Here is a 24921-nt window from a genome sequence, read left to right as displayed (position 1 = left end):
AGATCACTTGTGCCGGTTGTCGATTCAGCGACGGCACCGGCGACGTCGTCGGCCACTTCGGCTTCCACGGCATCGGCGGCTGCTGTGGCATCGACGGCATCGGCGGCGGTGACGGCTGGGGAACTCTCGGCCGGTAGACCGGTGTCGGGCTGTTCGGAACTCACGCGACGGATCCTTCGGGGGTGGCGGCCGCCGCGGCGGAGGCGGCGGCGGGCAGGGCGGCGGCGATACGGTCGAATGCGTTCTCGTCGAGCGCCGCGGAGACGAACCAGGCCTCGAACGCGCTCGGCGGCGCGTACACGCCGCGTTCCAGCAGCGCGTGGAAGAAGGCCGGGAAGCGCCACGTCTCGCTGGCCTTGGCGGCCGCGTAGTCGTACACCGGGGTGTCGGAGAAGAACACGCTGACCATATTGCCCGCGAATTGCACTTGGTGACCGACACCGGCGGCCGACAGCGCCTCGGTGAACAGCCCGCCCAGTCGCTTGGCGTTCTGATCGAGGGTGGCGTAGACGGATTCGTCGGCGGCGCGCAGCGTGGCCAGACCCGCGGCGACCGCGACCGGATTCCCGGACAGCGTGCCCGCCTGATACACCGGCCCGATCGGCGCGAGGTGGTTCATGATGTCGGCGCGGCCGCCGAAGGCCGCGGCGGGGAGACCGCCGCTCATCACCTTGCCGAAGGTGTAGAGGTCACCGGCCACGCCCTCGAGTCCGAACCAGCCCGCGTGGCTCACCCGGAATCCGGTCATGACCTCGTCCATGATGAGCAGCGCACCGTTCTCGCTGGTCAGCTGGCGCAGTCCGGCATTGAATCCGGGGCGCGGCGCGACCGCGCCCATATTGCCCGCCGCCGCTTCGGTGATCACGCAGGCGATCTGTCCGGGGTGGGCGGCGAAGGCGGCGCGCACGGCGTCGAGATCGTTGTAGGGCAGTACGAGGGTGTCGGCCGCCTGCGCGCCGGTCACGCCCGGCGAGGTCGGCAGTCCGAGCGTGGCGACGCCCGAACCGGCGTCGGCCAGCAGCGCGTCCACGTGCCCGTGGTAGCAACCGGAGAATTTGATGATCTTGGAGCGCCCGGTGAAACCGCGGGCCAGGCGCACCGCGCTCATGGTCGCCTCGGTACCGGAGTTCACCAGCCGCACCCGCTCGACCGGCGCGACCCGCGCGGCGATGGCCTCGGCCAGTTCGATCTCCGCCTCGGTCGGCGCGCCGAAGGACAGTCCGCCGGTGGCGGCGCGCTGCACGGCCTCGACGACCGCCGGGTGCGCGTGCCCCAGAATCATCGGACCCCAGGAGCACACCAGATCGACGTACTCGTTGCCGTCGGCATCGGTGAGTGTGCAGCCGCGCGCGGAGGCCATGAACCGCGGCGTCCCGCCGACGGAATTGAACGCCCGGACCGGCGAGTTCACACCGCCCGGAATCACCTGGGCGGCGCGTTCGAAGAGGTGGGCGGAGACCGGCACCGAAACCTGGCTCACACGCGGAGAAGAACTCACGCCACCCAGTGTCGCAGCCGCCTCATCGCCCGTCGACGACAGGGTGTAGTGGGGTGGCCCACCGCACAGCCGACCTGCCGCGCTGCCGTCGCCATTTCCCCTTCTGCTATTTGCCAAACATTCGCTATTTCTTGGACATTCGAGCAACACGCAAGCGCATATTCATTCGCCAAACGATTGCCAGTGCGTAATCTCTGCCACAGACCCACTATTCGGACTACGGGAGGTACCGCATATGCGGCTCGCAACCTTCGGCGCTGGACTGCTCGCGGCCGTGGCTGGGGCGGTGACTATCGGCGCGGGAGGCGCGGCGGCGGGAGTGCCCATCGCGCAATTCGACCAGGGCCGCATCGGTGTGCACCTGTCGCACGAGGAGACCGCGGCCATGGCGAGCGGGCCGATGCCCGCGGTGGTCAGCATGTTCGTGCCCGCCAACCGCATGGGCGCGGGCCTGCACCCGGAGACCGAGATCTATCGGGACGACAACGGTGGTGTGCACGCCTCGCTGCGACAGGTGGTGATGGAGGCCGCGCAGCATCCCGACGGGGCGGTCGTGGTGTTCCTGAACGCGCCCGGCACCCGCGGCGGCCGCGTGCTCGACGTCTATCAGACCTGGACGCAGTAGCGCTTGGACCTCAGTAGTGCCCGGGCCCGGTAGCGCGGGCCTAGGACAGTGGCACGCCTAGACAGAAGGCTGCCCATCCGGTGCTGAGCAGGCAGTTCAACGGCAACGGCAGGAAATCCAGCCACGACGTGGCAACGGGGATGCTCGTCATAGCCATTGATTGTCCGCCACACGCGGATTCAATCTCGACGGCGGCGGATCAATGTCCGGCGGTTGTCCGCCGCGCTCGAGCGAGCAGATCGATGAGCAGCAGGCCGCCCACGGCGGCGGCCAGCGCGGCCAGCGACAGCCACGGGCCGGAGTAGCGAATCGCGTCGAATCCCGGCATATCCCCATTGGGCGAGTACCAGCTGGTCCGCACGCCATTGCGCCAGGACCACACCGCCGCCACCCCACACAGTGCGGCCACGACGAGTTCACCGAATACGGCGAGCCAGCGCATCAGCGCGCCTCCTTCTCCTCGTCGGGTCCCGTGCCGTCCGACAGCCGCGCCAGCGCCTCGGTGAGTTCGGCGCGCAGCGTGCGATGGTCGCGCGCCCACGCCTGAACCAGTTCGCCGCCACGCAGTTTCAGACCGATGCCGCGCCGCCGCCGCGGCACCCCGGTGAGTTCACCGAGCGCCCGTGCCGACTGCCAGTCCTCATCCTCCCAGGACTCCTCGTCGTCCTCGGGAAGCACGGCCGCGATATCGCGCAATGGCAGTAATTCGGTGCCGTCGCGCAGATGGGTGTCGGTGAGTTCGACGCTGATGTGCCGCCGCCCGGCGACCACCTGCAACCACACGAAACCGCCCAGCAGGGCGGCGCAGAAGACGAGCCCGAACCAGTGAATACTGCCGCCGCGCACCACTTCCAGCGCCAGGATCAGGGCGCACAGCGCGGGGCCGTAGGCGATGGTGCGCCAGCGCGCACCGGGTTCGGCGAACAGCACGCGCGTGCCCGGAGTTCGCTCGGAAGCAACCGCCCCGTCGACTTCCGGCCCGGACTTCGCCTCGGGCACCGTCGCGTCGGGTACGGCGACCGCGTCGTCGGGCTCGGTGGGCTTGTCACTCATAGGCCCGACGTTACGGTCATGGGGTTCAGCCGACGAGCCCCGGAATCAACAGCACGGCGAGGGTGAGCAGTCCGAACAGAATCAGCAGACTCAGAACCAGCACATCCCGCCGAAGGCTGTGCGGCTGCTGGATCACCACTCGCATCGTTGCCTCCGTCGTCCTTCCGGAGCCGAATCGACCATGGCACAACGCATGACGACCGACTTCCGGTTCCCGAATTCCCTGTGACTGTCCTCACCATACCTCGGTTACCGCCGGGTACAAACTCGGCGGTCCTCACCGCGGTCCGGGCCGGAAGTGAGCATCGGATTCCTTGCGGTAGCACAGGAATACGGCTCCGCCCACCAGAACGGCCTGCACGATGGAGGCCCCACCGGCGACCAGGGCAACCGGTCCGCTCATGCTGCCGGGACGGAACAGCGCACCCACCGCACCGACAATCAGGAAGGCCGCCAATACGGTGAGAAGCATTCGCGCCCAAGACTTTCCGCGTCCCAGCTGATAGACCACCGCCGCCGCGCCGCCCAACAGCAACAGCCACAGCACCGCCATGACGACGAGCATGAGCCCCACCGCCAATTCGACCTGCGCCATGGTGGCCGTGGGCTGGTCGGCCTTCACCTGGTCGTAGAAGTCCGCCGCCAACTGCTTCCGGTCACCGAACTGGGCGAATATGGTGGCGACCACCTGCACCACGCCGACGGCCAGGGCGGCCCACCAGAGCTGGCAGGCGGTGCGCACATCCTCGGGGACGGGCCGCGGGCCCGTGGGTGAAACCGGCTGATTCACGACAACCAGTGCGCTGCCTCGGTCGCCCAGTAGGTGAGCACGATATCCGCACCCGCCCGGCGAATTCCGGTGAGCGACTCCAGGATCGCGCCGCGCCGATCGATCCAGCCGTTCTGCGCGGCGGCGGTGATCATGGCGTACTCACCGGAGATCTGATAGGCCGCCACCGGCACCGTGGAGCGGTCGGCCACATCGCGCAGGATGTCGAGGTAGGACATGGCGGGCTTCACCATGACGATATCCGCGCCCTCGGCCAGATCCAGATCGAGTTCGCGAATGGCCTCGCGGCGATTGGCCGGATCCTGTTGGTAGGTGCGGCGATCACCCTGCAACGACGAACCCACCGCCTCGCGGAACGGGCCGTAGAAGGCCGAGGCGTACTTGGCGGCGTAGGCGAGAATGCCCGCGTCGATGTACCCGGCCTTGTCGAGGCCCGCGCGAATGGCGGCGACCTGGCCGTCCATCATGCCGCTGGTGCCGAGCAGATCAGCGCCGGTCTCGGCCTGCGCCAAGGCCATATCGATGTAGCGGTCCAGGGTGGCGTCGTTGTCGACCGTGCCATCGGGGTCGAGCACCCCGCAGTGACCGTGATCGGTGAACTCGTCCAGGCAGGTGTCGGCCATGACGACCGTCGAGCCGCCGACCTCCTGCACCAGGGCGCGTAGTCCGCGATTCAGGATGCCGTCGGGATCGCTGGCCTGACTGCCGCTGGCGTCCTTGTCCTCGGGCCTCGGCACGCCGAAGAGCATGAGGCCGCCGACACCCGCGGTGACCGCCTCCACCGCCGCCTTGCGCAGCGAATCCATCGAATGCTGATGGACACCGGGCATGGAGCTGATCTCGCGCGGCTCGTCGAGGCCGTCGGCCACGAACATGGGCAGTACCAAATGCCTGGGCTCGAGGGTGGTTTCGGCGACGAGGCGGCGCAGAGCGGGAGTACGACGCAACCGCCGTGGGCGGTCCAATCCGGTCATGTTCGCATGATATGCCCCCGCCTCGACACGGTCGCAGGACGGTCTGGCCCGAGCCCGTTCACCCGGTGGAAAGCCCGACCGCACGGTGGGGGTGCGGTCGGCGATCCGGGCGGGAGTCGAATCAGCTCGTCGCGGCGATCGGGGCGACCGCCGCGCGGCGCGCGAGGCCGATCGCGGCGGCGACGCGGGGGCGGCGCACGAGGGTCGCCGCGCGCGGACCGCGGTCGCTCGCGGCCTCCTCGGCCGGGAGTTCGATGCCCAGCAGTGCCGCGCCGAGCGGAGTGAGCCGGTGGCGCACCTGGTTTCGGCTGCGCATGCTGACCGTCAGACCCGCGTCGCGCAGGATCGCCGCGTGCTCACTCGCGGAGGAGGGCGAAATCCCCAGCCGCAGGGCCAGATCGGTGGTGCTGCCGCCATCGGCGATGGCCTCCAGGACCGCCGCCCTCGTCGCACCGAGCAGTGCCGACAGGTCCCTGCTGAGCAGCTTGCGCATCATGCCTCCTGATTTCGGGGCGCGGGCGCGCGGCGTACCCCTCGCACGCCGCGTCTTCCGCGCTCTGCGTCCGCCAGGCAAAGACGGACATAACGGACAGCTTTTCAGGCGGCGGGCGAATCCGCGAATGGAATCCGGCCGTTCCGTCTAAAAGCCTTGCCACCAGCGGATTTTGTCGGTGCCGCCGCGTATAATCGAAACTATGTTCGAGGGGTTCGCACCGGGCCCTGAACGCGACAGGAGGGATTCGTCGTGCTCACTGCCATCGCTTCCGTGCCCACCGAGGTGCCGAAGAAGGGGGATGTCATCGACCACGCCTGGAAGCCGCTGATCAAGCAGCCGCTCCCGGCGGGCCGCCCGCGCTCCTGGTACATCGCCCACAACCGCCGCCTGAAGGCCATGCGGCTGGCCATCGCCCTGCTCGACGCCGGAACCTTCGGCCCGACCCAGGCGACCGACGAGAAGATCCATCGCACCGCGGAGATCATCGGCGTCCACCCGCCGTCGGGCGCCACCTGCCGCATGGTGCGCCGAATGATGCAGGCGCAGCGCTGATCTCGCCACGCGCCGATAACGTGGGAGTGTGACGGGGGCGGCTCTCCAGCCCGAGCTGGAGAGCCGTTGCCCCTGAACCCCACCCACCGCGCACCGCATCCCGCGAGTCTCGATGCCACCGCGCACCGCGCACCGCGGACCGCGGAGACGCGGAGACCCGAAGAGCAGAAGCGCAGAGGCGCGGAGGCGCAGAGCCCCAGAAGCCCGGAGCCGCGGGGGGCCACCCTTCGAACGCGTGAGTTCAACCGGCGCAAGACGCCCGCGTATCTCCCACCGCTTCATCGGACCTGGTGGCCACGCAGGCGTCACGCGCCGCCGACCCCCGAAATGCCAACGGGCCCCGCACGTTTCGCGTGCGGGGCCCGTTGGCTGTTCGACTACCGGCTGCTGCGGCGGCTCTTCTTGCGCGGCGGGGGCAGCAGGCCCTCGGCGCGCAGGTGGGCGGCGTGCTCGGCGAGCGCCTCGACGAGCGGGCCGACCTGGGCCACCTCGGGCTGCACGTCCACGCGCAGGCCGAATTCGATGGCCGTCTCGGCGGTCTTGGGGCCGATGCAGGCGACGATGGTGCGGGCGTGCGGCTTTCCGGCGATGCCGACCAGATTGCGGACGGTCGAGGACGAGGTGAACAGCACCGCGTCGAAACCGCCGGTCTTGATCATCTCGCGGGTCTCCGCGGGCGGCGGAGAGGCGCGCACGGTGCGGTACGCGGTGACATCGTCGATTTCCCAGCCGCGGTCGCGCAGACCCTCGGCGAGGGTCTCGGTCGCGATGTCCGCACGCGGCAACAGGACTCGGTTGACCGGGTCGAAAACGTCGTCGTAGGGCGGGAAGTCGGCCAGCAGACCCTCGGAGGACTGCTCACCCGAGGGCACCAGCTCCGGATTGATACCGAAGGAACGCACCTTCTCGGCCGTGGCCTCGCCCACGCAGGCGATCTTCACACCGCTGAAAGCGCGCGCGTCCAAACCGAATTCGGCGAACTTCTCCCAGACGGCGCGCACCGCGTTGGTGGAGGTGAACACCACCCACTGGTAGCGCCCGTCCACCAGACCCTTGACCGCGCGCTCCATCTGCGCGGGACTGCGCGGCGGCTCGACGGCGATGGTCGGCACCTCCATCGGAATGGCGCCGTGCATGACGAGCTTCTCGCTCATCTCACCGGCCTGCTCCTTGGTGCGCGGCACCAGCACGGTCCAGCCGTACAGCGCCCGCGACTCCCACCACGACATCTTGGCGCGCTTCTCGACCTCCTTGCCGACCGTGACCACCAGCGGGCCGACCAGTTCGGAAGCGGCGTTGTTCAGGGTCGCCAGCGTGGCCTCGATGGTGCGCTGCTGCCGGGTGGTACCGCGCACGGTCACCGCCACCGGCGTCTGCGGAGCCAGCCCGTGCTCCACCAACGCGCTCGCCGTCTCGGCCAGATGCCCGGAGGTGGCGTGCAGCACCAGCGGACCCGGCGCCGCCGCGACCGCCGCCCAGTCCACCTCGCCGCGCACATCCACCTCGGTGTGGCTCGAGCCCAGGGCGATGCCCGCGTAGGCGGGCACGGTCGACCCCGACGGCAGTCCGGGCAGCACCTCGAACATCATGTGCGAGCGGGTGACCGCGTTGACCTCCTGGATCACCGAATCGGTGGTGAGCGGGTCACCGGAGACCAGCCGCACCACATCGGAGCCGTTGCGGGCCTCGGCGATGAGCGTCTTGGCCACCTCGCTCGGGTCGCCGAGCGCGGGGCGCACGTCCACCACGCTCTCCCCGTCGGGGCCCGGCTCCACCGCGGTCCCGATCAGGGCGAGCACACCCTTGTCCACATCGGGATCGGTGAAGGCCAGGGTGGCTCGACCGATGACCTCGCGGGCCCGCACGGTGAGCAACGCCGGATCACCCGGACCGGATCCGACGAAAAGGATCCGTCCGGGGTGCTTCTTCGTGACTCGACTCATCGGTTGTTCTCCATCGGGCTGGGATTGCTGTTAGTGGCAGCGCCTTCCGCTTGGGCACTGAGCAAGTCGCGCGCCCCCAGCTCCAAGAGCTCACGCGCCAAGGAACGGCCCAGCTCTTCGGCATTCGAGAGCGGGCCGACCGCGGACGCCCGGATCACATCCGAGCCATCGATAGCCGCCGCGCCGCCGCGCAGCGACAACTCCTCCACCACCCGGCCGTCGTCGTCGAGCGATTCGACGACCTCGGCCAGCGCACCGACGGGGGCGGTGCATCCGGCCTCCAGTTCGGCCAGCAGCGCCCGCTCCGCGACGATCGCGGCACGGGTGCCGTAATCGTCGAGGGCGGACAGGATGGTCACGAGATCGGTGTCCTCGGTGCGACATTCGACCGCCAGCGCACCCTGTGCGGGCGCGGGCAGCATCTGCACCGGTTCCAGGCTTTCGGTGACGGCGTCGGTGCGGCCGATGCGGACCAGTCCGGCCCGGGCCACCACCACGGCGTCGAGTTCACCCTCGGCCACCTTGCGCAGCCGGGTGTCGAGATTGCCGCGCAGCGGCACGATCTCCAGGCCCAGGCCGAGCGCGCGCAGCTGGGCGGCGCGGCGCGGGGCGGAGGTGCCGACCACCGATCCGGCGGGCAGCTCGCCCAGCACCAGACCGTCGCGCGCCACCAGCGCGTCGCGCGGATCCTCCCGCGGCGGAATGGCCGCGATGGTGAACTGCGGTTCGGGCGCGGTGGGCAGGTCCTTGTAGGAGTGCACCGCGATATCCACGGTGCCCGCGGCCAATTCCTCGCGCAGCGCGGCGGTGAAGACGCCGACGCCGATCTTCTCGACCGGATCCGACGACTGGTCGCCCGCGGTCTTCACGATCACGAGTTCGGCGTGCTGTCCGGCGGCGATCAGCGTGTCACGCACGGTGCCCGCCTGGGTCAGCGCCAGCAGGCTGCCGCGGGTGCCGATGCGCCACGGTGATTCGATCGTTCCGCGCATAGCTGTGTCCTGCTCTCCGTGCACCATCGCTCCGGTCATGCGGTCTGCCCCTGTTCGTCCCCAAGATGTGCGGCGGTGAAATCGTCGGCCAGTTCCCCCCGGGCGGCGATCTCCATCGGGGCGGCGACCGCTTGTGCCGCACCGGGTTTCAGCTCGAACAGCTCGCGCAGCGCTTCCGCGTAGCTGTCACCGCCCGGAGTGGAGGCCAATTGCTTGACCCGCACCGTCGGCGCGTGCAGCAGTTTGTCGACCACGCGGCGCACGGTGCGCGCCACTTCCTCGCGGTCGGTGGGGTCCAGCTCGGGTAGTCGCGAATCCAGGCGTAGCAGTTCGGCCTCGACCACATCGGCGGCGCGCTGGCGCAGCGCCGCCACGGTCGGCGTCACCTCGGCCATGCGCTGTCCCGCAAGGTATTTCGCGAGTTCCTCGGCCACGATGGCGCGCGCGGCGGCGGTATCGTCGGCGGCGGCACCGGCCGAGGGATCGCGCTGCAGCGTCTCCATGTCGATGACGGTCACGCCCGGCAGTCCGGCGACGGCGGTCTCCACATCGCGGGGCAGGCCGAGGTCGCAGAAGACCAGATGCTTGTCGGGCCGCCCGGCCAGGGCGCGGTGCACATCGGCCAGCGTCACCACCGCGCCGACCGCGCCGGTACAGGTGACCACCACATCGGCCGCGGCCATGGCCTCGACCATGCGCGAGATCTCCATGGATTCCGCTGCGACACCGTGCATTTCGGTGGCGGTGCGAGCCAGCCGCTGCGCGCGCTCCAGGGTCCGGTTCACCACGATGATGCGCCCCGCCCCGGCGCGGGCGAGCTGTGCGACGGCCAGACCGCCCATGGCTCCCGCACCGAGCACCAATGCGGTGCGTCCGGTCAACGCGGTCTCGAAGGGGCTCTCGCCGAGTTCGGTGCGGCTGGCCGCGGCCTCCAGGCTCAGCGACGAGGTGCCGAGCACCGTGCGCGCCCGGTCCAGCGCCACCGACACCACCGACGCGCCCGCGCGGTCGATGCCGGTCTCGGAGTGCACCCGCTTGCCCACTCGCAGCGCGTGTTGGGCCAGCTCGTGCAGGGTGCGTCCGGCGGCCTGCTGGGCGTCGGAGGCGGCGTAGGCGGCGCGGATCTGCGCCAGCACCTGCTGTTCGCCGACGACCATGGAGTCCAGGCCGGAGGCGACGGCGAACAGGTGCTCGGCGGCGGCCTCGGCGTAGCGCACGTAGGCGTGCTTGGTCAGCTCCGGCAGCGGCAGTCCGGAGTGCTTGGTCAGCATCTCGCTGATCTCACCGAGTCCGCCGTGGAAGGCGTCGACCACCGCGTAGATCTCCACCCGGTTGCAGGTGGACACGATCATGGCTTCCGAGACATGGCTGGAGACGAGCATGCGGTCGGTCAGTTTGGGCCGATCGTCCTCGGTGACAGCTACCTTCTCGAGCACCGAAACAGGCGCGCTCCGATGCGAAATCCCCACGAGAAGCACACTCATGGCGTGACCACCGATCCCTTTGTTGGCTCCATTGCCGCATGAGAAGTCTGAATCGGCGTCACCGGACGCACGGCCCGCGCCGCCTCGGCCGCCGCGCGCACGGGATCCGCGCCCACGGTCTCTCCGGCCGCGACTTCGCGGTCGGCGGCCTCGAGTTCGGCACTGCGGGCGAGTTCGAAGGAGAGCAGCTGCATCTCCACCGCGAGGTCCACGCGCCGGACCTCCACCGTGGCGGGCGCGTCCAACGCGAGCGGGGAGAAGCTGAGAATGGACTGCATTCCGGCGGCGACCAGCAGATCGCAGACGCCTTGGGCGGCCGCGTCCGGAACGGTGATGACCGCGATGGTCGGTTCCAGGGTGCGCACGGCATCGGTCAGCTCGGCCACATCGCGTACGCGCAGATCGCCGACCGAGGTGCCGATCACCTGCGGGTCGCTGTCGAAAAGCCCGACCATGCAGAAGCCGCGGCGACGGAATCCGCCGTAGCCGACCAGCGCCCGGCCCAGATTGCCCGCGCCGACCAGCACCACGCGGTGTCCCTCGGAGAGGCCGAGCACATCCTCGATGCGGTCGCGCAGCTTGATCACGTCGTAGCCGACGCCGCGGACACCGTTGGGTCCCAGGAACGAAAGATCCTTGCGCAGTTTGGCCGAACCGACACCCGCCGCGACAGCGAGTTCCTCACTCGATACGATGGCAGTGCCTTCGTCGGCGAGTACGGCGAGTACCCGGAGATACGTAGCGAGCCGCGCCACCGTGGCCTGCGGGATGTCCTTCTGCAGAGCCCTGCCGGAGACGCCACCGGGCGTCTCATGCTGCTCTGTCACGTCGCTTGCGCTCCTCGTCCGGCCGGGGGTAGGGGTCCGGGGTTCGTTTGTCGACCCGACGCCGGGGCGACCGTCAGGGCGGTCGAGTCGGGTATTTGGGCTCGCTACCACTGCCCTCGGGATGCCCCCGAGGCGGGTTGCGTGCCACCACCGTAACCGCTTGTGCAGCCCTTCACAAAGTCGGTGAATTCAGTCACTTTGCCGAGGCACCAGCCCCGTGCGTCATTCAACCCCTATCGGGCGGACACCGCTACGCAACGCGCCGTGCGATCGCGGCCCCCGTCCGCCCAGCGTTTCGCGGAAAACTTTCAGCGTGCGAGATCGGCTCGCAGACGCGCCTCGTCCACGTCGAAATAGCTGTGTTCGCTGCCGTCGAGCAGCACCACCGGCAACCGGTCCCCGTATTCGGCGCGCAATCCCGGATCGGTGGCCGCGGCCTCGTCCACATCCACCGTCGCGGGCTCGATCCCGAATTCCGCGCAGACGACGCGCAATTGTTCGAGAGCGACAGCGCAGAGATGGCAGCCGGAACGGGTCAGGAGGGTCACCTGATGCGTGGGATCACTCATAGCGTCATTCAACACTTGTCGATCGCCGTCTACGTTCCGGCCACCGGCCCGGGATACTGTGGACGTGTTCACGTGAACAGGCGGAGGTACTGGTGCCGGAACGTTCGAAAGAGGCGAGAACGAGTTTCATCGCGGGCCGATTCGGTGAATTCCCCACCCGCTGGGGCGGGTTGAGCGACCAGTTCACCAGGATCGCCCGCAGCCCGTTCGGACCGAGCGAGGAAGAGGTTCGCGCCAATCTGGCCGGTGAGGCCAGCGCCGAGGCGGCCCTCGCACTGCACGAAGCCGAAGAGCCACCGGTCAGCGAGGTGCCGCGGGATCTCACCGCCGCCGCGTTCTTCGATGTGGACAACACCATGGTGCAGGGCGCGTCCATCGTGCATTTCGCGCGCGGCCTGGCCGCCCGCAAATACTTCAAGACCTCCGACCTGATGGATATCGCCTGGAAACAGGTGAAATTCCGGGTCACGGGCAAAGAGAACAGCTCGGATATGACCAGCGGCAAGGAGAAGGCCCTGGAGTTCATCGCGGGCCGTTCCACCGCGGAGTTGGCCGCGCTCGGCGAGGAGATCTACGACGAGATCATCGCCGACAAGATCTGGCCGGGCACCCGCGCGCTGGCGCAGATGCATCTCGATGCCGGACAGCAGGTCTGGCTGGTCACCGCGACGCCGGTGGAGTTGGCGCAGGTCATCGCCAAACGACTAGGACTGACCGGCGCGCTCGGCACGGTCGCGGAGAGCCACGACGGCGTCTTCACCGGTCGCCTGGTCGGCGATATCCTGCACGGCCTGGGCAAGGCACACGCGGTGCGCACCTTGGCGATTCGCGAAGGGTTGAACCTGCGCCGGTGTACGGCCTACTCCGACAGCCACAACGACGTGCCGATGCTCTCGCTGGTGGGCACGGCGGTGGCCATCAATCCGGATTCGGATCTGCGCGAGGTGGCCAAGAATCGCGGCTGGGAGATCCGTGATTTCCGCACCGGGCGCAAGGCCGCGAAGGTGGGTGTGCCGACCGCCTTGGCGCTGGGCGCGGCGGGCGGTGCGGCGGCGGCGGTACTGACCCGCAAGCGCGAGGCGAAAGCGGGCTAGTCCGTCAATGTTTCAGTGATCGTCCCTCAGTGGTCGTCCTTCGGAAAACCGGCGACGAAGAGCACGGCGATGAGAAGGGAACTGACAACGGCGATGATCGGGATGATCCACATAGGCATGCCCGAAGACTACAGTGTGTAGTAGATCACACTACAGTCTGTCGTAGACAAAGTGACGAAAACGACAATCGGCCCGGGTCCCCATGGACCCGGGCCGATCATGTTGTCGCCGAACGCGATAGCTATCCGGTGAACGGATTGCGGCGTTTGGTCAGCAGCTTGTACAGCGTCTGCTGAATGGTCTCGCGCACCTGATCGGTGATCTCGAACATGGTCATCGGATCATCGGCATCGGCCGGTTCGTATCCGCTCGTGGAGACCGGCTCACCGAATTCGATATGCCACTTCGACGGCAGCGGCAGCGCGCCGAGCGGACCCAGATGCGGAAACAGCGGCGTCACAGGGAAATACGGAATACCGAGCAGTCGAGCCAGCGGTTTGAGATCGGCCAACTTCGGATAGATCTCCTCCGAGCCGACAATCGAGCACGGAATGATCGGCACCCCGGTCTTCACCGCCGCGGAGACGAAACCCCCACGCCCGAAACGCTGCAACTTGTACCGGTCCGCGAACGGCTTGCCGATGCCCTTGTAGCCCTCCGGGAACACACCCGCCACTTCGCCCGCGCGCAACAGCCTTTCGGCATCGGCGGGGCAGGCCAGCGTATGCCCGGCCTTGCGCGCCAAGCCACCGATCAGCGGCATCTCGAAGACGAGATCCGCGGCCAGCAGGCGCAGCGCGCGCTGTTTGGCGTGGTGGTCGTGCACGGCGAGCTGGAGCATGAGCCCGTCGAGCGGCACGGTGCCCGCGTGATTGGCGACGATCAGCGCGCCACCCACCTCCGGGATGTTCTCGATGCCGCTGACCTCCACCCGGAACCACAGCTCCGACAGCGGCCGCAGCGCCGGGAGGATCACCGACTCCAGCAGATGCTCGTCCAAACCGAATTCGTCGACCTGGTAGTCGCCGGTGAGGCGGCGGCGCGCGAAATCGGCGGTGTGGCGCACCGTATTCGCGACGCCGCCGCGAATCAGCTCACCCAGCGATTTCGGCTGCCGCGCTTCGGCTTCGGCGAGCCGTTCGGTCAACGAGGTGACCGGGGTCAGCGTGCGCTCGCCCGGCCACTGGCGCGTCGAACGTTGCCGCGCCTCGAAATCCACGTCGTGAAGTCGAATCACCTTCGCTACGTCGTTCATTGGTGTGCTCCCGCCCCGGCCCCGAGCAGGCCGAGAAGTTTGTTCTCTGCGGCATCGATCCAGCGGGGATCGATCACGGGCCGCAACGCTGCGCCCCCTATGTAGTCGTCGAAAGCCTGCACCGTGGTCCAGCGCGGCTCGAAACCGAGTTCGGTGCGCATCCGGGTGGTGTCCAGACCGCAGCCGAAGTGGAAGTAGTCGATTTGTTCGGCGGTGAACTCCCGCATGACCGGCCCCATGATGCTGCGGCCGCAGGTGCGGAAAGCCAGGAAGGGAACCGGCAGTTCGATCCGGCCCGCGCGACGGATGGCCTGCGACAGCGCCATCGCACCGTCACCCGCCACATTGAAGGTACCGCCCGGTGCGCCCACGGCGGCGTGGGCGAGCGCCGCGATGGCGTCCTCCTCGTGCAGCAGTTGCAGTCGCGGATCGCGGCCCAGGATGGTGGGCGTGATCGGCGAACGGAAATACTGCACACCGCGACTGGCCAACTGCGGACCCACGATCGGTGAGAAACGCAGAATTGCCGCCGAGATATCGGGACGCCGTCGCGCGAGTCCGCGCACGAATCCCTCCACCTCGATCATGTCGCGGGCGAACCAACCGCGCGGTGGCGTACGCGCGCTCATTTCCTCGGTGAATTTCACCGGATCCTTGGCGCTGCAGCCATATACGGCCGAGGACGAGCGAACGACCACGCGCCGCACCCGATCGGACTTCTGGCACACCGCGAAAAGCTGCATCGCGCCGAGCACATTGATGTCCTTCATGGCGGCGCGGCCACCGCCCGACGGCGGTCGCGAGAGCGCTGCGGGGTGGATCACCGTATCCACCTGATTTCCTTCGATCACCTTGCGTATCAAAGGATTTCGAATATCGGCCCGAACGAACTCGGCGCGGCCCATGCGGCGCAGCAGTTCCCGGCTCGGCTGTTTCGCGTCGACGGCGACGATGCGCTCGATGGACTCGTCGGCGGCCAAGCGCGACACCACATTACCGCCGAAGAACCGGCTCGCACCGGTAACCATCACAACCTTGGGCGCATGCCCGTCTCGGATGCTCGGCCCACCGGATCCCACTCGCAAGCCCCCATTTCTGTTTTCCCGCCGTTCTCAGAGTAACGGCCGAACAGGGGGTCATCGAAGAGTATTAACCAGGATCTAACGATGACTTCAGTCACCTGACGAAATGACTGAAGCCCGCCACCGACGGTGACGGGCTTCAGTTACGACTCAGCGCTTACTTGCCGAGTTTGCGACGCTGCACGCGAGTGCGACGAAGCAGCTTGCGGTGCTTCTTCTTCGACATGCGCTTACGGCGCTTCTTGATCACAGAACCCATAGGGGTTGCTCCTCGCGTTCTACTCGGGTCACCCCCGCGTGAGCGGGGAGCACATTCCTGACCCTGCACAGTCTCCTACCCGGATCCGAGCCGACGGAGACCCGACGGCACCACCGGCACGTACAGGGTGCCGGTCCATGCTACCGGGCCACCGTTCGGCGAACGAAACCGGTCGGGGGCTGTACCTCTTACCCAGCGTCGAAGTAGGACGTCTCCAAGTAGTCGTGCACCGCCTTCGCGTGCACTCGGAACGAGCGACCCACCCGAACCGCGGGCAGTTCACCCGAGTGCACGAGCCGATACACCGTCATCTTGGAAACACGCATCAGATTCGCCACTTCCGCGACGGTGAGGAACTGGGTTCCACCGCCGATGACGTTCCCTGCGTTTACTGGGCTGTTTCCGGACCTCGCTTGGCTATTTCCCATCATTGCGCCACTGACCTCCGGCACGTCCGCGCCGCCAGCTTCCCCACCGGCGGAACAGACACGCACGTGCTCCTTGCAGCTTATCGTGACCAGTGGTGTTGCTGCGACGGGTGTGAGAAATCAGCCTTTGCCGTGGGCGAGTCGGGGTGTTGCTGAAGCTCCGGACGGTTGCCGCAGCAAATCGACCGGCGAAAAAGGGCGCGACCAGAGGCGCGCGGCCCTAGTCGGCGGTGCCGCCCACTTCGGCGGAGCGGCTCTTCGCGGCGTGCAGCGCCTCGTGGAAAGCCGAGCGCAGCGCGCCGCGCTCGAGCTCGCGCAGGGCCGCGGCGGTGGTGCCGCCCGGGGAGGTGACCGCGGCCCGCAACTCGACGGCACTCTGGCCGGACTCGTCCAGCAGGGCTGCCGAGCCGAGCATGGTCTGGGTGACGAGTCGGGTGGCCACGTCGCGGGTCAGGCCGAGGCTGACGCTGGCGTCGATCATGGCCTCGACGACCAGGAAGAAGTAGGCCGGGCCGGAGCCCGAGACGGCGGTGACGGCGTCCATCTGGGACTCGGCGACGGTGACGACCTGGCCCACGGACTCCAGCATCTCGGTCACCAGCTGGAGCTGCTCCGGGCGGGCGTAGCGGCCCGGGGCGATGGCGCTCATGCCCTGCCCGACCAGCATCGGGGTATTCGGCATGACGCGCACGACCGGGAATCCGGCGGGCAGTTTGGCCTCGAAGCGGGCGATCGGGATACCGGCCGCCAGCGACACCACCACCTGATCGAGGGCGTCACCGAGCTCCGCCTTGGCGAGATCGGTGAGCACACCGTCCACATGCTGCGGTTTGACCGCGATCACCACGACATCCGCGCCCATCGCGGCATCGGCGACCGAATCGGTAACCCGCACCCCGAACCGCTCCCCCAGCAACTCCGAACGCACGGCCGTCGGCTCGGCGACCACCAAATCCTTGCTCGCCCGCCCGGATTCGAGCAACCCGGCGACCAGCGCCTCCCCGATCCGGCCTCCACCGATCACCGCAATCCTCGTCATGAGTTTCAAGGCTAGCGGGGACGAATGTCCCCGCGACGCCCGCCCGCGCGCTCGGGGTTCAGCGGGCCTGTGGGATGAGGGCGAGTTGGCGGCTTTGGGCGACTATGGCTCCGGTGGCGTCGAGGACGAGTTGGTCCTCGTCGAACATGCGGCCGCCGATCTCCTTGGCGGTGGCGATGATTCGGAGCCAGCCGGGGGTGGGGCGGCGGCGCAGGTATGTCGTCATCTGGACGGTGGGGGCCCAGCCGAAGTGGCCGCGGTTCATGGGGACCGGGGGGCTCATGTCGGCGGCCATCATGGCGAAGTAGGCGAAGACGTCGGCGTCGGCCTCGTCGGCGGCGCGGGGGCGGATCCACAGGCGTAGTTCCGGCTCGCCCTTGCCGCCGGTGAGGAAGGGCGCGCGGGTGCCGTCGAGGGCCACCGACGCGCCCTGGGCGACGTGCACGACCTTGCCCATGGGGTTGTTCTCGTCGTAGGGCAGGGCGTCGGCGGAGGGTTCGGCGGGCATGCCCTCGGCGCGGTCGGGGGCGTAGACCGGCTCGATGTCGTCGAGGTGGCTGAAGGTGAAGGCGGTGTGCACGAGGGTGCGGCCGCCCTGCACGAGACCGACGTCGACGAGACAGATCTGACGGCCCAGCTTGCGGGTGCGGACCTCGTACTCGACCGCGCCCGGATCGGGTGCGCCGAGGAAATCGGTGCTGGCGGCGATGGGGAACATGGCGGCCTGTTCCGGCGCGGTCTCGCGCAGCCACGCCACGGCCGCCGCGGCGCTCCCGGCGACCATGGTGCCGCCGTGCAGCTTGGGCCCGATGGTCCAGATCGGCTCGATGACACCGCTGTACCGACCGGTGTCCTCGGAACCCGAATCGATCGCGGTCACCGCGCACACGCGGCTGAAGGGCGCCTCGCCCGCACCGCTGTCCGTCCGCTCCAGTTCGACGGCCGACTCCACAGACATCCGCTGCTCCTCCTCGCTGCCCACTCGGTTTGTACAGCGTACAAGCCAATGTGGACCGATCGGTCCTCCCGTGGGGTGAATCACTCGGAACCGGCGACCGGATCAGCCGCGGCGCGCGCCGGAGGGTTCGGGTTCTGGGGCGTCGGAGTCGAGGCCGTTGAGGTGCCTGCGGGCGAAGGTCAACGCGCGGTGCAGCATGGCGGCGCGGTCGAAGGTGGTGCGGGCGTTCTGGGTATTGATCTCGATCACCGCCTGGCCCGCGAAACCGTTGTCGGTCAAGGCGGCACACAGTTCCACCAGCGGCTGGGTGCCCTCGCCGGGGATGAGGTGTTCGTCATGGGCCGCACCGCGTCCGTCGGCCAGGTGCAGGTGCGTGAGACCGCTCCCCATGCGACCGGCCAGCGCCAGCGGGTCCACGCCCGCGGTGGCGGTGTGCGAGGTGTCGAGGGTGTAGTGCCGGAAGCCGGTGTCGGTGGGGTCGTAGGAGGGCGTGAAGGCCGTCACCGAGGGGCCGGGGCCGCCGCGGCGCTCCAGCCGCCGAATGGACGCCTCGCCGCGCGCGAACAGCGTGTCCGCCACGCGCATGGGGAACATGTTCTCCACGGCGACCGATACCGGGCTGGTGTCCTCGAGTTCGATGATCTGCTTCGCGAACCCCTCCGCGTAGCGCCGCTGCCACCGGAACGGCGGATGCACCACGACCGTCGCCGCCCCCAGCGCCGCCGCGGTGTGCACACTGCGGGTGAGTTTCGCGATCGGGTCCGACCCCCAAACCCGTTGCGAGATCAAAAGACACGGCGCGTGCACCGCGAGTACGGGCACCTGATATCTGTGCACGAACGATTGCACCGTGGAAATACTCTGACTGGCGGGTTCGGCCCACACCATCAGTTCCACACCGTCGTAACCGAGTTCGGCCGCGTACCGGAATGCGGCCTCGGTGTTCTCCGGATACACCGACGCCGTGGACAAGCCCACGCGGATATCCCTACGCCGCCCGCTGTTTTCGTGCTCAGCCCCCGCTGTGTGCCCGTTGTTCCCCACTGCCCGCTCCCTGCTCAGGTTGTACTGAGTAGAAAGGCTAGCGGTCCGAGCGTCACGAAGACGCCCACGACGACAGCAATCACAGTGCTGAAAATGTCATCGGTGCGGCGCAATACGCGAACGAGTGCGACCAAACCGAGAATCACGATCATCGCCAGGGCCAGGGCAACCCACGGGAGCATTTCCCACATGCGTTCGAATCCCTTGAACAGCAACATTCCCGCGATCGCCGCTCCGGCGCTCTGGCCGCCGAGAATCATCCATTGGCGACGATTTTCGTCCTCGTCGGATTCCTTGGCCGGGCGGGCGCGGCGGGTGCGCGTGGCGAGGGCCCCGAACCGTTCGGCCATGGAAGGCCGCTCGTCGTCGGCGAATTCGTCCTCGTCGAGCAGCGGCGAGTAGATATCGGTCGCGCCCTCGTAGATGTCGTCGGGTTCCGCCGGTCGCGATTTGCGCCCGAAGGCGCGTTTGCCGAGGGAGCGTTCGCCGGATCGTCGCGCACGGCGCGACCTCGGCTCGTCGTCATGATCGTGTGCGTCCCGCAGCAGATCACCGGCAACCGTTTCACCGGAGAGCAGCTGCTGATCCTGTTGTGCGAGAGGCCATCCCGCGTCGCGATCGTCGGATCGCGGCCCGGGCCCCCGGTCGGGTTCGGTCGGCTGGCGTCTTCGGGCGGACCAGGCGGGCAGCCCGCCCGCGGCCGCACCGGCGCGCTCGCCGCGCTGGGCATCGGCACCGCGCCGGGGATCGTCGGCCTGCGCCGGATCGCCCTGCACCGGCTCCGCACCGCGCCAGCCGCCACCCTTGCGGGGGAACTCGGCTCCGCGCTGCGGCTCGCCGTTGCGCGGAAACTCGGCACCGCCACCGAACTCGGCACCGCGCTGATCACCGTTGCGCGGGAAGTCGAAGCCACGCTGCGGCTCGCCATTGCGCGGGAAGTCGGCTCCGCGCTGGGCGGGGGATTCCGCGCCACCGCCGCGCGGCAGCTCGGCCACCCGCCGGGCTTCGTCGTCGAGGGGCGCTCCGTGCCAGGACTCGGCCTCGCGCGCGGATTCGGCCTGTCGCTCCGCATGCCGCCGCGCCGACCGGGACATGGGCGGGGCCGCGCTCGCTTCGGGCGAATTGTTCGGTAGCGGTTCGGCTTTCGGCGCACCCCAGGGCGGCAGGTCCAGACCGGCGCCCGCCTCGGCGCCGCGGAAGGGCCGGACGTCGGTGGTGGTGTCGTCATCGGGGTCGAAACGGCGACGGCGGCGGCCGCCGGTCTCGGCGGGCGGGGCGCTCGGCTCCGCGCCGATACCGCCGAATCCCACATCCCCCACCGGCGACAGCGGATCAGAGAGCGGATCGGGCTTGCGGCGTCGACCGCCCTGCGGCCGGTCGACACTCGGCGCGAGCCCATTGACCTGCGCGGCCCCGTTCACCGGTGCGGCATAACCGTTCGCGCCGTAGCCATTGCTCGGCGCGTCATACCCATTCGCACCGTTTCGTCCGTTTTGTTCGGATTCCGCTGGCGGCCAATCCATCTGGCCCGACGAATTCCAGTCGTACCCCGACCGCTCGGATAGCGAGCGCGCGGAGGGCGTCTCCACCTGCGACAGCGGATCGTAATAGGAGATGGGTCCGGAGAGCGGCGATTGTTCGTTCGCCGAATCCGGCGTCGAGTAGGAGTAACTCGTATCCTGCTGCGGCGTTTCGTAGGAAAAGTTCGAGTAGTCCGAATAATTCGAGTAGTTCGAATAGTCCGAATCACTCGCGGCGGGTTCGGACGCGGGCTCGGCCTCATCGGGTGCGGCGTGCGAAGAGGAGCCCGGCACGATCGGAACATCACCGGTCAGATCCGCCACCGAGAGCCCGCGGCCGCTGCGCCGCCGTCGCCCGCCGCCACCGGCGGAGCCTCCCTGCTGCCCGTTGCGGGCCAGCAGTTCTGCGACGGACAGCTGGGTCGAATCCTCGGTCATCGAGTTACCGTTTCGATCGGGGAGCCCGAGACGGGCGGACGAGCATCCGATTGTGCACGACCAGCTATCGGTTCGCTATCCAAGTCGGTATCCAGTTTTCGCAGGATCAATCCCTCCCGCAGTGCCCATGGACAAATTTCCAGCGTATCGAGTGACAGTGCTCGCATACTCGCCTCCGCGACCAATGCGCCAGCCACCAACTGCTGTGACCGATCCGAACTCACGCCTTCCAATTCTGCCCGGTCCGCGGCGGTCATTCTGGAAATGAATGCGATCAGCTGCCGCAGACCGGAACTCGTGAGCGTACGCCGGGTGCGGGGACCCGCGGTAGAGGGGGCCGCACCGGTCAAGCGGGCCAGCGAGCGGAAGGTCTTGGAGGTGCCGACCGCCAGATCCGGCCGACCCGGTTCGAGCAGCTGTTTCGACGGCGCCACCAGTTCGGCGTCGAGCCAGTCGCGCAGCACCGCCACCCGGCGCTTACCCGGCGGATCGTGGCGCAGCCAATCCCGGGTCAGCCGCCCCGCGCCAAGTTGCAGCGAGAGCGAGACGTCCGGATCCTCATCGGCCCCATTGCTCATTTCGAGCGATCCGCCGCCGATGTCCAGATTCAGAATCCGGCCCGCGCTCCAGCCGTACCACCGGCGCACCGCCAGGAAGGTGTTGCGCGCCTCGTCGACGCCCGACAGCACGCGCAGGTTCACCCCGGTCTCGGCCCGCACCTTGGCGAGCACCTGCTCGGAATTGGTGGCCTCGCGCACCGCGGAGGTGGCGAAGGCCATCAGCTCCACGCAGCCGGAAGTCTTTGCGATGCTGGAGAATTCGCCGACGGTACGGGTCAGCCGCGACGCGCCCTCGGGGGTGATCCGGCCCTTGTCGTCCATACTCTCCGCCAGCCGCAGGGTGGCCTTCGTCGAGCTCATCGGCAGTGGGTGGCCGCCACGATGCGCGTCCACCACCAGCAGGTGGACGGTATTGCTTCCCACATCGAGTACACCGAGCCGCACAAGAACACGGTAACGGGTGTGGCGGCCCTTCAGGCATGGCGACCGAACTGTTAGCGTTCGGCATTGTGACGGCAGGCGCATCCGCGAGCGGGCCCACTGGGCTCCGAGCAGCGGCGAAGATCGATCCAACTCCCGAGGTCGAGCTGGACTTCCCGCGGGAATGGATCGAGTTCGCCGATCCGGCAAATAGTGAGCATCTGATCGCCGCGGACCTGACCTGGCTGTTGTCGCGGTGGACGTGCGTATTCGGCACCCCGGCGTGTCAGGGCATCATCGAGGGCCGCGTCGACGATGGTTGCTGCTCGCACGGGGCCTTCCTCTCCGACGCCGACGACGGCAAGAAGCTGCACAAGGCTGTGAAAATGCTCACACCCGAGGATTGGCAGCTCATGCCCGAGGGCACCGACGAGAACGGCAAACCGCGCAAACGGCTCTACCTCGAGGAAGACGAGCTCGACGACGAACCCGCCATGCGCACCCGTCGCGTGGACGGCGCGTGCATCTTCCTCAATCGCCCCGGCTTCGAGGGCGGCATCGGGTGCTCACTGCACACGATGGCGCTGCGCAAGGGCCTGGAGCCGCTCACCGTGAAGCCGGAGGTGTGCTGGCAGCTGCCGATTCGGCGCGAGCAGGACTGGGTGGAGCGGCCGGACGGGGTGGAGATCCTCAAGACCGTGATCACCGAATACGACCGGCGCGGCTGGGGGCCGGGCGGTTTGGATCTGAACTGGTACTGCACCGGGTCGCCGGACGCCCATGTGGGGACGCGACCGGTGTGGCAGGCGTACGCGCCGGAGCTGATCGAGCTGATCGGGCAGCCCGCCTACGACGAGTTGGCGCGGCACTGCAAGCGACGCGAGGGGCTGGGGATCGTGGCGGTGCATCCGGCCACGGCCATCGCACAGGAGCAGGCGGAGCGCGGCTGACGGGCGGCGAGGCCCGGGCCCGGTCCGGCTTCCCGTCGATTTTCTGAAATCGCATATTTTCACTTCTGCTCTCACCTAATGTGCGGAATTCCCACGCCATGTGGGTTCAGCACAGGAGAGCACCCATGAGCAACACCCCGAGCTACCGACGCCGCCTCGGCATCGGTCTCGCCGGGCTCGCCGTCGCGGCCGGTAGCGCCGCGGTCCTCACGAGCCCCTCCCCCACCGCCCACGCGGCCGTGGAGGCCATCGCCATCACCGGTTCCGACTTCCGGGTCGGCAACACCTACACGCTGAAGGCCGACCTCGGCGGGGCGTCGGTCGGCCTGCTCGTCTACTGGAGCGACAACGGCGAGGACTTCAGCGGACCCAAGGTGCCGTGGCCGGTGGGCGAGGCCAGTATCGACTGGGTGCCGAAAACCCCTGGGCAGCACGTACTCACGGCATCGCAGGGCAGTAGCACGCAGTCCATCGTGGTGAATGTCGGCGCTGGGACGACCACGCCGCCGACCACCACGACCCCGCCCACCACGGCGCCCACGACTCCCCCGACGACGACGGAGCCGCCGCCGACCACCGAACCCGACGACACCGACGGTTCGGGCAGCGGCGGCACCGGGAGCGCGGGTAGTGGGAGCGGCACCGGCAGCGCGGGCAGGCTGCTGTCGGGGCTGTTCGGGAGCAGCTAGACATGGGAAGCGAGAGCGATATGAGCAGCACCCCGTTCCGGCGGACCGCGCGAGCGGGCCTGGGGCTCACCGGGTTCGCCGCGGTCGCGGCCGTCGCCGTGCTGGCGGCTCCTTCCGCCTACGCGGCGGTGGAGACGGTGACGGTGGAAGGATCCGGGTTCCGCGTGGGCTCGGAGTACACGATCTCCGCCACGCTCGGCGGGGCGTCGGTGGGCCTGCTCGTCTACTTCAGCGACAACGGCGAATTCATCGGCGGCCCCAAGGTGCCCTGGCCGCCGGGGCATTCCAGCATCACCTGGAAGCCGGAAACCGCTGGGCAGCACATCATTACGGTCGAACAGGGCGGCACCCACCAATCGGTGGTGGTGGACGTGAAGGAAGCGCCGCTCGGCTCGGGCAGTTCGAGTTCCGGCAGCGGATTCGGCCCCGGCGGACCGCTCGGCAGCGGCAGCAGCGGCACCACCAAGTGAGAACGGACTCCCCATGAATACTTTCTCCCGCCGGATAGGCACGGGCATAGCGGGTTTCGCGACGGCCGCGGTCGTCTCCGTCTTCGCCGCTCCGCAGGCCAGCGCGACGGTCGACGCCATCACCGTCTCCGGCAGCAATCACGTCATCGATACCGAATACGCCCTGACCGCAAAGCTTTCCGGCGCGGGCATCGGCCTGCTCGTCTACTGGAGCGACAACGGCGAGGACATCAGCGGACCGAAAGTCCCCTGGCCGGTCGGCGAGGCCCACCTGAACTGGACCCCGAAAACCCCCGGCCGCCACCTGATCACGTGTTCGCAGGGCGGCAGCACCAAGACCATCGAGGTGATGGTCACCGATCCGTCGAATCCCGATCCGGGCGACCCGACCGATCCGGGCGGCGGCACCGGCAGCGCGGGCAAGGCGCTGTCCGGACTCTTCGGGAGCAGTTAGGCCGACCTAAGAATGTGAGGAAAATCGAGGTTTCCGCGAGTTCGCAGGTGGTGACCTCGGGGTGAGGTGTTCGCAGCGTGGAGGTCATCGGCAAGCCATTGCGAATTCACCGGGATCTGCTAGACATTCGCTCCATGATCAAGAAGACGATCGTGGCCGTGGCTTTGGCCGCCGGAGCCGCGCTGGCCCTGGCTCCCAACGCGGGCGCGGATATCGATCCCACGCAGTGGAATGACCAGACCGCCAATTTCGTGCCGTACAACGATCCGGCCGCCCTCGATGCCGCCAAGAACGGCAAATTGCTGATCATCAGCCCGCACGGCACCTCGCGCACGATCGCGTGCAAGGGCGATATCGCCACCGGGCTCTACGAGTGCGCGCAGGACGACGATTTCGGCGGCATCTGGCTCAAGCCCATGGACACCCCGCTCGGCAAGGCCTGGAGCTCGCTCGGCTGA

Annotated in this window: 28 protein-coding genes; 8 read left to right on the top strand and 20 right to left on the bottom strand. The window is 68.4% G+C overall.

Annotation, left to right across the window (positions count from 1 at the left end; translation table 11 throughout):
* Nucleotides 1–160: 160 nt before the first annotated feature.
* The gene (hemL, locus tag ACIBH2_RS14200) at nucleotides 161–1498 is read right to left on the bottom strand and encodes a glutamate-1-semialdehyde 2,1-aminomutase (protein ID WP_397117333.1); all 1338 of its coding nucleotides are present in this window, start codon (nucleotides 1496–1498) and stop codon (nucleotides 161–163) included.
* Nucleotides 1499–1733: 235 nt separating this feature from the next.
* On the opposite strand from hemL, the gene ACIBH2_RS14195 reads away from it, so the two are divergent.
* Entirely contained in the window at nucleotides 1734–2123 is a 390-nt protein-coding gene (locus ACIBH2_RS14195) for a hypothetical protein (RefSeq protein ID WP_397117331.1), read from the top strand.
* Between the two features lie 199 nt (nucleotides 2124–2322).
* Here ACIBH2_RS14195 and ACIBH2_RS14190 read toward each other — a convergent pair whose 3' ends face one another.
* The 5 genes from ACIBH2_RS14190 to ACIBH2_RS14170 all read right to left on the bottom strand — a co-directional run bounded on the left by ACIBH2_RS14190 (nucleotide 2323) and on the right by ACIBH2_RS14170 (nucleotide 5433).
* Nucleotides 2323–2565 carry a hypothetical protein gene (locus tag ACIBH2_RS14190; RefSeq protein WP_397117329.1) on the bottom strand — a complete coding sequence of 81 codons (243 nt, stop codon included), beginning with the start codon at nucleotides 2563–2565 and terminating at the stop codon, nucleotides 2323–2325.
* Nucleotides 2565–3176, bottom strand: coding sequence for a hypothetical protein (locus ACIBH2_RS14185; protein ID WP_397117327.1), 612 nt, complete (start codon nucleotides 3174–3176; stop codon nucleotides 2565–2567). Before ACIBH2_RS14185 ends, ACIBH2_RS14190 begins: the two co-directional genes overlap by 1 nt.
* Before the next feature lie 277 nt (nucleotides 3177–3453).
* On the bottom strand, nucleotides 3454–3966 hold the full coding sequence (locus tag ACIBH2_RS14180; RefSeq protein WP_397117325.1) for a hypothetical protein: 513 nt from the start codon (nucleotides 3964–3966) through the stop codon (nucleotides 3454–3456).
* The gene (gene hemB, locus ACIBH2_RS14175) at nucleotides 3963–4940 is read right to left on the bottom strand and encodes a porphobilinogen synthase (RefSeq protein ID WP_397117323.1); all 978 of its coding nucleotides are present in this window, start codon (nucleotides 4938–4940) and stop codon (nucleotides 3963–3965) included. The genes ACIBH2_RS14180 and hemB overlap by 4 nt, the downstream gene beginning before the upstream one ends.
* A gap of 121 nt (nucleotides 4941–5061) precedes the next feature.
* Nucleotides 5062–5433 (bottom strand): ArsR/SmtB family transcription factor, encoded by a 372-nt coding sequence (locus tag ACIBH2_RS14170; protein ID WP_397117321.1) that lies wholly within the window; start codon nucleotides 5431–5433, stop codon nucleotides 5062–5064.
* Nucleotides 5434–5685: 252 nt separating this feature from the next.
* On the opposite strand from ACIBH2_RS14170, the gene ACIBH2_RS14165 reads away from it, so the two are divergent.
* A complete protein-coding gene (locus ACIBH2_RS14165; protein WP_397117319.1) occupies nucleotides 5686–5988 on the top strand; it encodes a hypothetical protein in 303 nt (100 codons plus the stop codon).
* A gap of 377 nt (nucleotides 5989–6365) precedes the next feature.
* Here ACIBH2_RS14165 and ACIBH2_RS14160 read toward each other — a convergent pair whose 3' ends face one another.
* From ACIBH2_RS14160 to ACIBH2_RS14140, 5 genes are all read right to left on the bottom strand, one after another.
* Nucleotides 6366–7931, bottom strand: a complete 1566-nt coding sequence (locus tag ACIBH2_RS14160) for a uroporphyrinogen-III synthase (RefSeq protein ID WP_397117317.1) — start codon at nucleotides 7929–7931, stop codon at nucleotides 6366–6368.
* Nucleotides 7928–8923, bottom strand: a complete 996-nt coding sequence (gene hemC, locus ACIBH2_RS14155) for a hydroxymethylbilane synthase (RefSeq protein WP_397117315.1) — start codon at nucleotides 8921–8923, stop codon at nucleotides 7928–7930. Before hemC ends, ACIBH2_RS14160 begins: the two co-directional genes overlap by 4 nt.
* 35 nt (nucleotides 8924–8958) lie before the next feature.
* Nucleotides 8959–10407, bottom strand: coding sequence for a glutamyl-tRNA reductase (locus ACIBH2_RS14150; protein ID WP_397117313.1), 1449 nt, complete (start codon nucleotides 10405–10407; stop codon nucleotides 8959–8961).
* Nucleotides 10404–11234, bottom strand: a complete 831-nt coding sequence (locus tag ACIBH2_RS14145; RefSeq protein ID WP_397117311.1) for a redox-sensing transcriptional repressor Rex — start codon at nucleotides 11232–11234, stop codon at nucleotides 10404–10406. Before ACIBH2_RS14145 ends, ACIBH2_RS14150 begins: the two co-directional genes overlap by 4 nt.
* A gap of 308 nt (nucleotides 11235–11542) precedes the next feature.
* Complete coding sequence (locus ACIBH2_RS14140) at nucleotides 11543–11803, bottom strand: glutaredoxin family protein (protein WP_397117309.1); 261 nt, start codon at nucleotides 11801–11803, stop codon at nucleotides 11543–11545.
* A 170-nt stretch (nucleotides 11804–11973) separates the two neighbouring features.
* Between ACIBH2_RS14140 and ACIBH2_RS14135 the strand changes: the two genes are divergently transcribed.
* Entirely contained in the window at nucleotides 11974–12897 is a 924-nt protein-coding gene (locus ACIBH2_RS14135) for an HAD family hydrolase (RefSeq protein WP_397120737.1), read from the top strand.
* A gap of 241 nt (nucleotides 12898–13138) precedes the next feature.
* On the opposite strand, the gene ACIBH2_RS14130 is transcribed toward ACIBH2_RS14135, so the two are convergent.
* The 9 genes from ACIBH2_RS14130 to ACIBH2_RS14090 all read right to left on the bottom strand — a co-directional run bounded on the left by ACIBH2_RS14130 (nucleotide 13139) and on the right by ACIBH2_RS14090 (nucleotide 21924).
* The gene (locus ACIBH2_RS14130; protein ID WP_397117307.1) at nucleotides 13139–14152 is read right to left on the bottom strand and encodes a lysophospholipid acyltransferase family protein; all 1014 of its coding nucleotides are present in this window, start codon (nucleotides 14150–14152) and stop codon (nucleotides 13139–13141) included.
* The gene (locus tag ACIBH2_RS14125; protein WP_397117305.1) at nucleotides 14149–15180 is read right to left on the bottom strand and encodes an NAD-dependent epimerase/dehydratase family protein; all 1032 of its coding nucleotides are present in this window, start codon (nucleotides 15178–15180) and stop codon (nucleotides 14149–14151) included. The genes ACIBH2_RS14130 and ACIBH2_RS14125 overlap by 4 nt, the downstream gene beginning before the upstream one ends.
* Nucleotides 15181–15391: 211 nt before the next feature.
* Entirely contained in the window at nucleotides 15392–15493 is a 102-nt protein-coding gene (locus ACIBH2_RS14120; RefSeq protein WP_003402602.1) for a 30S ribosomal protein bS22, read from the bottom strand.
* 188 nt (nucleotides 15494–15681) lie between these two features.
* Nucleotides 15682–15921, bottom strand: coding sequence for a helix-turn-helix domain-containing protein (locus tag ACIBH2_RS14115; protein ID WP_397120735.1), 240 nt, complete (start codon nucleotides 15919–15921; stop codon nucleotides 15682–15684).
* 220 nt (nucleotides 15922–16141) lie between these two features.
* Nucleotides 16142–16960, bottom strand: a complete 819-nt coding sequence (gene proC, locus ACIBH2_RS14110; protein ID WP_397117303.1) for a pyrroline-5-carboxylate reductase — start codon at nucleotides 16958–16960, stop codon at nucleotides 16142–16144.
* Between the two features lie 58 nt (nucleotides 16961–17018).
* Complete coding sequence (locus tag ACIBH2_RS14105) at nucleotides 17019–17918, bottom strand: thioesterase family protein (RefSeq protein ID WP_397117301.1); 900 nt, start codon at nucleotides 17916–17918, stop codon at nucleotides 17019–17021.
* A gap of 102 nt (nucleotides 17919–18020) precedes the next feature.
* On the bottom strand, nucleotides 18021–18896 hold the full coding sequence (locus ACIBH2_RS14100) for a sugar phosphate isomerase/epimerase family protein (protein ID WP_397117299.1): 876 nt from the start codon (nucleotides 18894–18896) through the stop codon (nucleotides 18021–18023).
* A gap of 80 nt (nucleotides 18897–18976) precedes the next feature.
* Entirely contained in the window at nucleotides 18977–20920 is a 1944-nt protein-coding gene (locus tag ACIBH2_RS14095) for a hypothetical protein (RefSeq protein ID WP_397117297.1), read from the bottom strand.
* Complete coding sequence (locus ACIBH2_RS14090) at nucleotides 20917–21924, bottom strand: hypothetical protein (RefSeq protein ID WP_397117295.1); 1008 nt, start codon at nucleotides 21922–21924, stop codon at nucleotides 20917–20919. Before ACIBH2_RS14090 ends, ACIBH2_RS14095 begins: the two co-directional genes overlap by 4 nt.
* A 65-nt stretch (nucleotides 21925–21989) precedes the next feature.
* On the opposite strand from ACIBH2_RS14090, the gene ACIBH2_RS14085 reads away from it, so the two are divergent.
* The 5 genes from ACIBH2_RS14085 (at nucleotide 21990) to ACIBH2_RS14065 (ending at nucleotide 24921) form a co-directional block, all read left to right on the top strand.
* Complete coding sequence (locus tag ACIBH2_RS14085) at nucleotides 21990–22850, top strand: hypothetical protein (RefSeq protein ID WP_397117293.1); 861 nt, start codon at nucleotides 21990–21992, stop codon at nucleotides 22848–22850.
* Nucleotides 22851–22975: 125 nt separating this feature from the next.
* Complete coding sequence (locus tag ACIBH2_RS14080) at nucleotides 22976–23539, top strand: hypothetical protein (protein WP_397117291.1); 564 nt, start codon at nucleotides 22976–22978, stop codon at nucleotides 23537–23539.
* Nucleotides 23540–23541: 2 nt separating this feature from the next.
* Nucleotides 23542–24009, top strand: a complete 468-nt coding sequence (locus tag ACIBH2_RS14075) for a hypothetical protein (RefSeq protein WP_397117289.1) — start codon at nucleotides 23542–23544, stop codon at nucleotides 24007–24009.
* A 13-nt stretch (nucleotides 24010–24022) separates the two neighbouring features.
* Nucleotides 24023–24463 (top strand): hypothetical protein, encoded by a 441-nt coding sequence (locus tag ACIBH2_RS14070; RefSeq protein ID WP_397117287.1) that lies wholly within the window; start codon nucleotides 24023–24025, stop codon nucleotides 24461–24463.
* Between the two features lie 134 nt (nucleotides 24464–24597).
* Complete coding sequence (locus tag ACIBH2_RS14065) at nucleotides 24598–24921, top strand: hypothetical protein (protein WP_397117285.1); 324 nt, start codon at nucleotides 24598–24600, stop codon at nucleotides 24919–24921.

This window comes from Nocardia sp. NPDC050406, assembly GCF_044459025.1.
In the GTDB taxonomy this organism is placed as follows: domain Bacteria; phylum Actinomycetota; class Actinomycetes; order Mycobacteriales; family Mycobacteriaceae; genus Nocardia.
The sequence above is the reverse complement of the archived record's forward strand: the minus strand, read 5'-3'. Positions and strand labels throughout refer to the sequence as shown.

Coding starts and splice junctions, on each gene's coding strand:
- hemB (WP_397117323.1), bottom strand. CDS start 4,940: ATGACCGGATTGGACCGCCCACGGCGGTTGCGTCGTACTCCCGCTCTG.
- ACIBH2_RS14190 (WP_397117329.1), bottom strand. CDS start 2,565: ATGCGCTGGCTCGCCGTATTCGGTGAACTCGTCGTGGCCGCACTGTGT.
- hemC (WP_397117315.1), bottom strand. CDS start 8,923: ATGCGCGGAACGATCGAATCACCGTGGCGCATCGGCACCCGCGGCAGC.
- ACIBH2_RS14105 (WP_397117301.1), bottom strand. CDS start 17,918: ATGTCTGTGGAGTCGGCCGTCGAACTGGAGCGGACGGACAGCGGTGCG.
- ACIBH2_RS14075 (WP_397117289.1), top strand. CDS start 23,542: ATGGGAAGCGAGAGCGATATGAGCAGCACCCCGTTCCGGCGGACCGCG.
- ACIBH2_RS14195 (WP_397117331.1), top strand. CDS start 1,734: ATGCGGCTCGCAACCTTCGGCGCTGGACTGCTCGCGGCCGTGGCTGGG.
- proC (WP_397117303.1), bottom strand. CDS start 16,960: ATGACGAGGATTGCGGTGATCGGTGGAGGCCGGATCGGGGAGGCGCTG.
- ACIBH2_RS14150 (WP_397117313.1), bottom strand. CDS start 10,407: ATGAGTGTGCTTCTCGTGGGGATTTCGCATCGGAGCGCGCCTGTTTCG.
- ACIBH2_RS14120 (WP_003402602.1), bottom strand. CDS start 15,493: ATGGGTTCTGTGATCAAGAAGCGCCGTAAGCGCATGTCGAAGAAGAAG.
- ACIBH2_RS14095 (WP_397117297.1), bottom strand. CDS start 20,920: ATGACCGAGGATTCGACCCAGCTGTCCGTCGCAGAACTGCTGGCCCGC.
- ACIBH2_RS14170 (WP_397117321.1), bottom strand. CDS start 5,433: ATGCGCAAGCTGCTCAGCAGGGACCTGTCGGCACTGCTCGGTGCGACG.
- ACIBH2_RS14185 (WP_397117327.1), bottom strand. CDS start 3,176: ATGAGTGACAAGCCCACCGAGCCCGACGACGCGGTCGCCGTACCCGAC.
- ACIBH2_RS14130 (WP_397117307.1), bottom strand. CDS start 14,152: ATGAACGACGTAGCGAAGGTGATTCGACTTCACGACGTGGATTTCGAG.
- ACIBH2_RS14065 (WP_397117285.1), top strand. CDS start 24,598: ATGATCAAGAAGACGATCGTGGCCGTGGCTTTGGCCGCCGGAGCCGCG.
- ACIBH2_RS14125 (WP_397117305.1), bottom strand. CDS start 15,180: ATGGTTACCGGTGCGAGCCGGTTCTTCGGCGGTAATGTGGTGTCGCGC.
- ACIBH2_RS14115 (WP_397120735.1), bottom strand. CDS start 15,921: ATGGGAAATAGCCAAGCGAGGTCCGGAAACAGCCCAGTAAACGCAGGG.
- ACIBH2_RS14140 (WP_397117309.1), bottom strand. CDS start 11,803: ATGAGTGATCCCACGCATCAGGTGACCCTCCTGACCCGTTCCGGCTGC.
- ACIBH2_RS14160 (WP_397117317.1), bottom strand. CDS start 7,931: ATGAGTCGAGTCACGAAGAAGCACCCCGGACGGATCCTTTTCGTCGGA.
- ACIBH2_RS14070 (WP_397117287.1), top strand. CDS start 24,023: ATGAATACTTTCTCCCGCCGGATAGGCACGGGCATAGCGGGTTTCGCG.
- ACIBH2_RS14080 (WP_397117291.1), top strand. CDS start 22,976: ATGAGCAACACCCCGAGCTACCGACGCCGCCTCGGCATCGGTCTCGCC.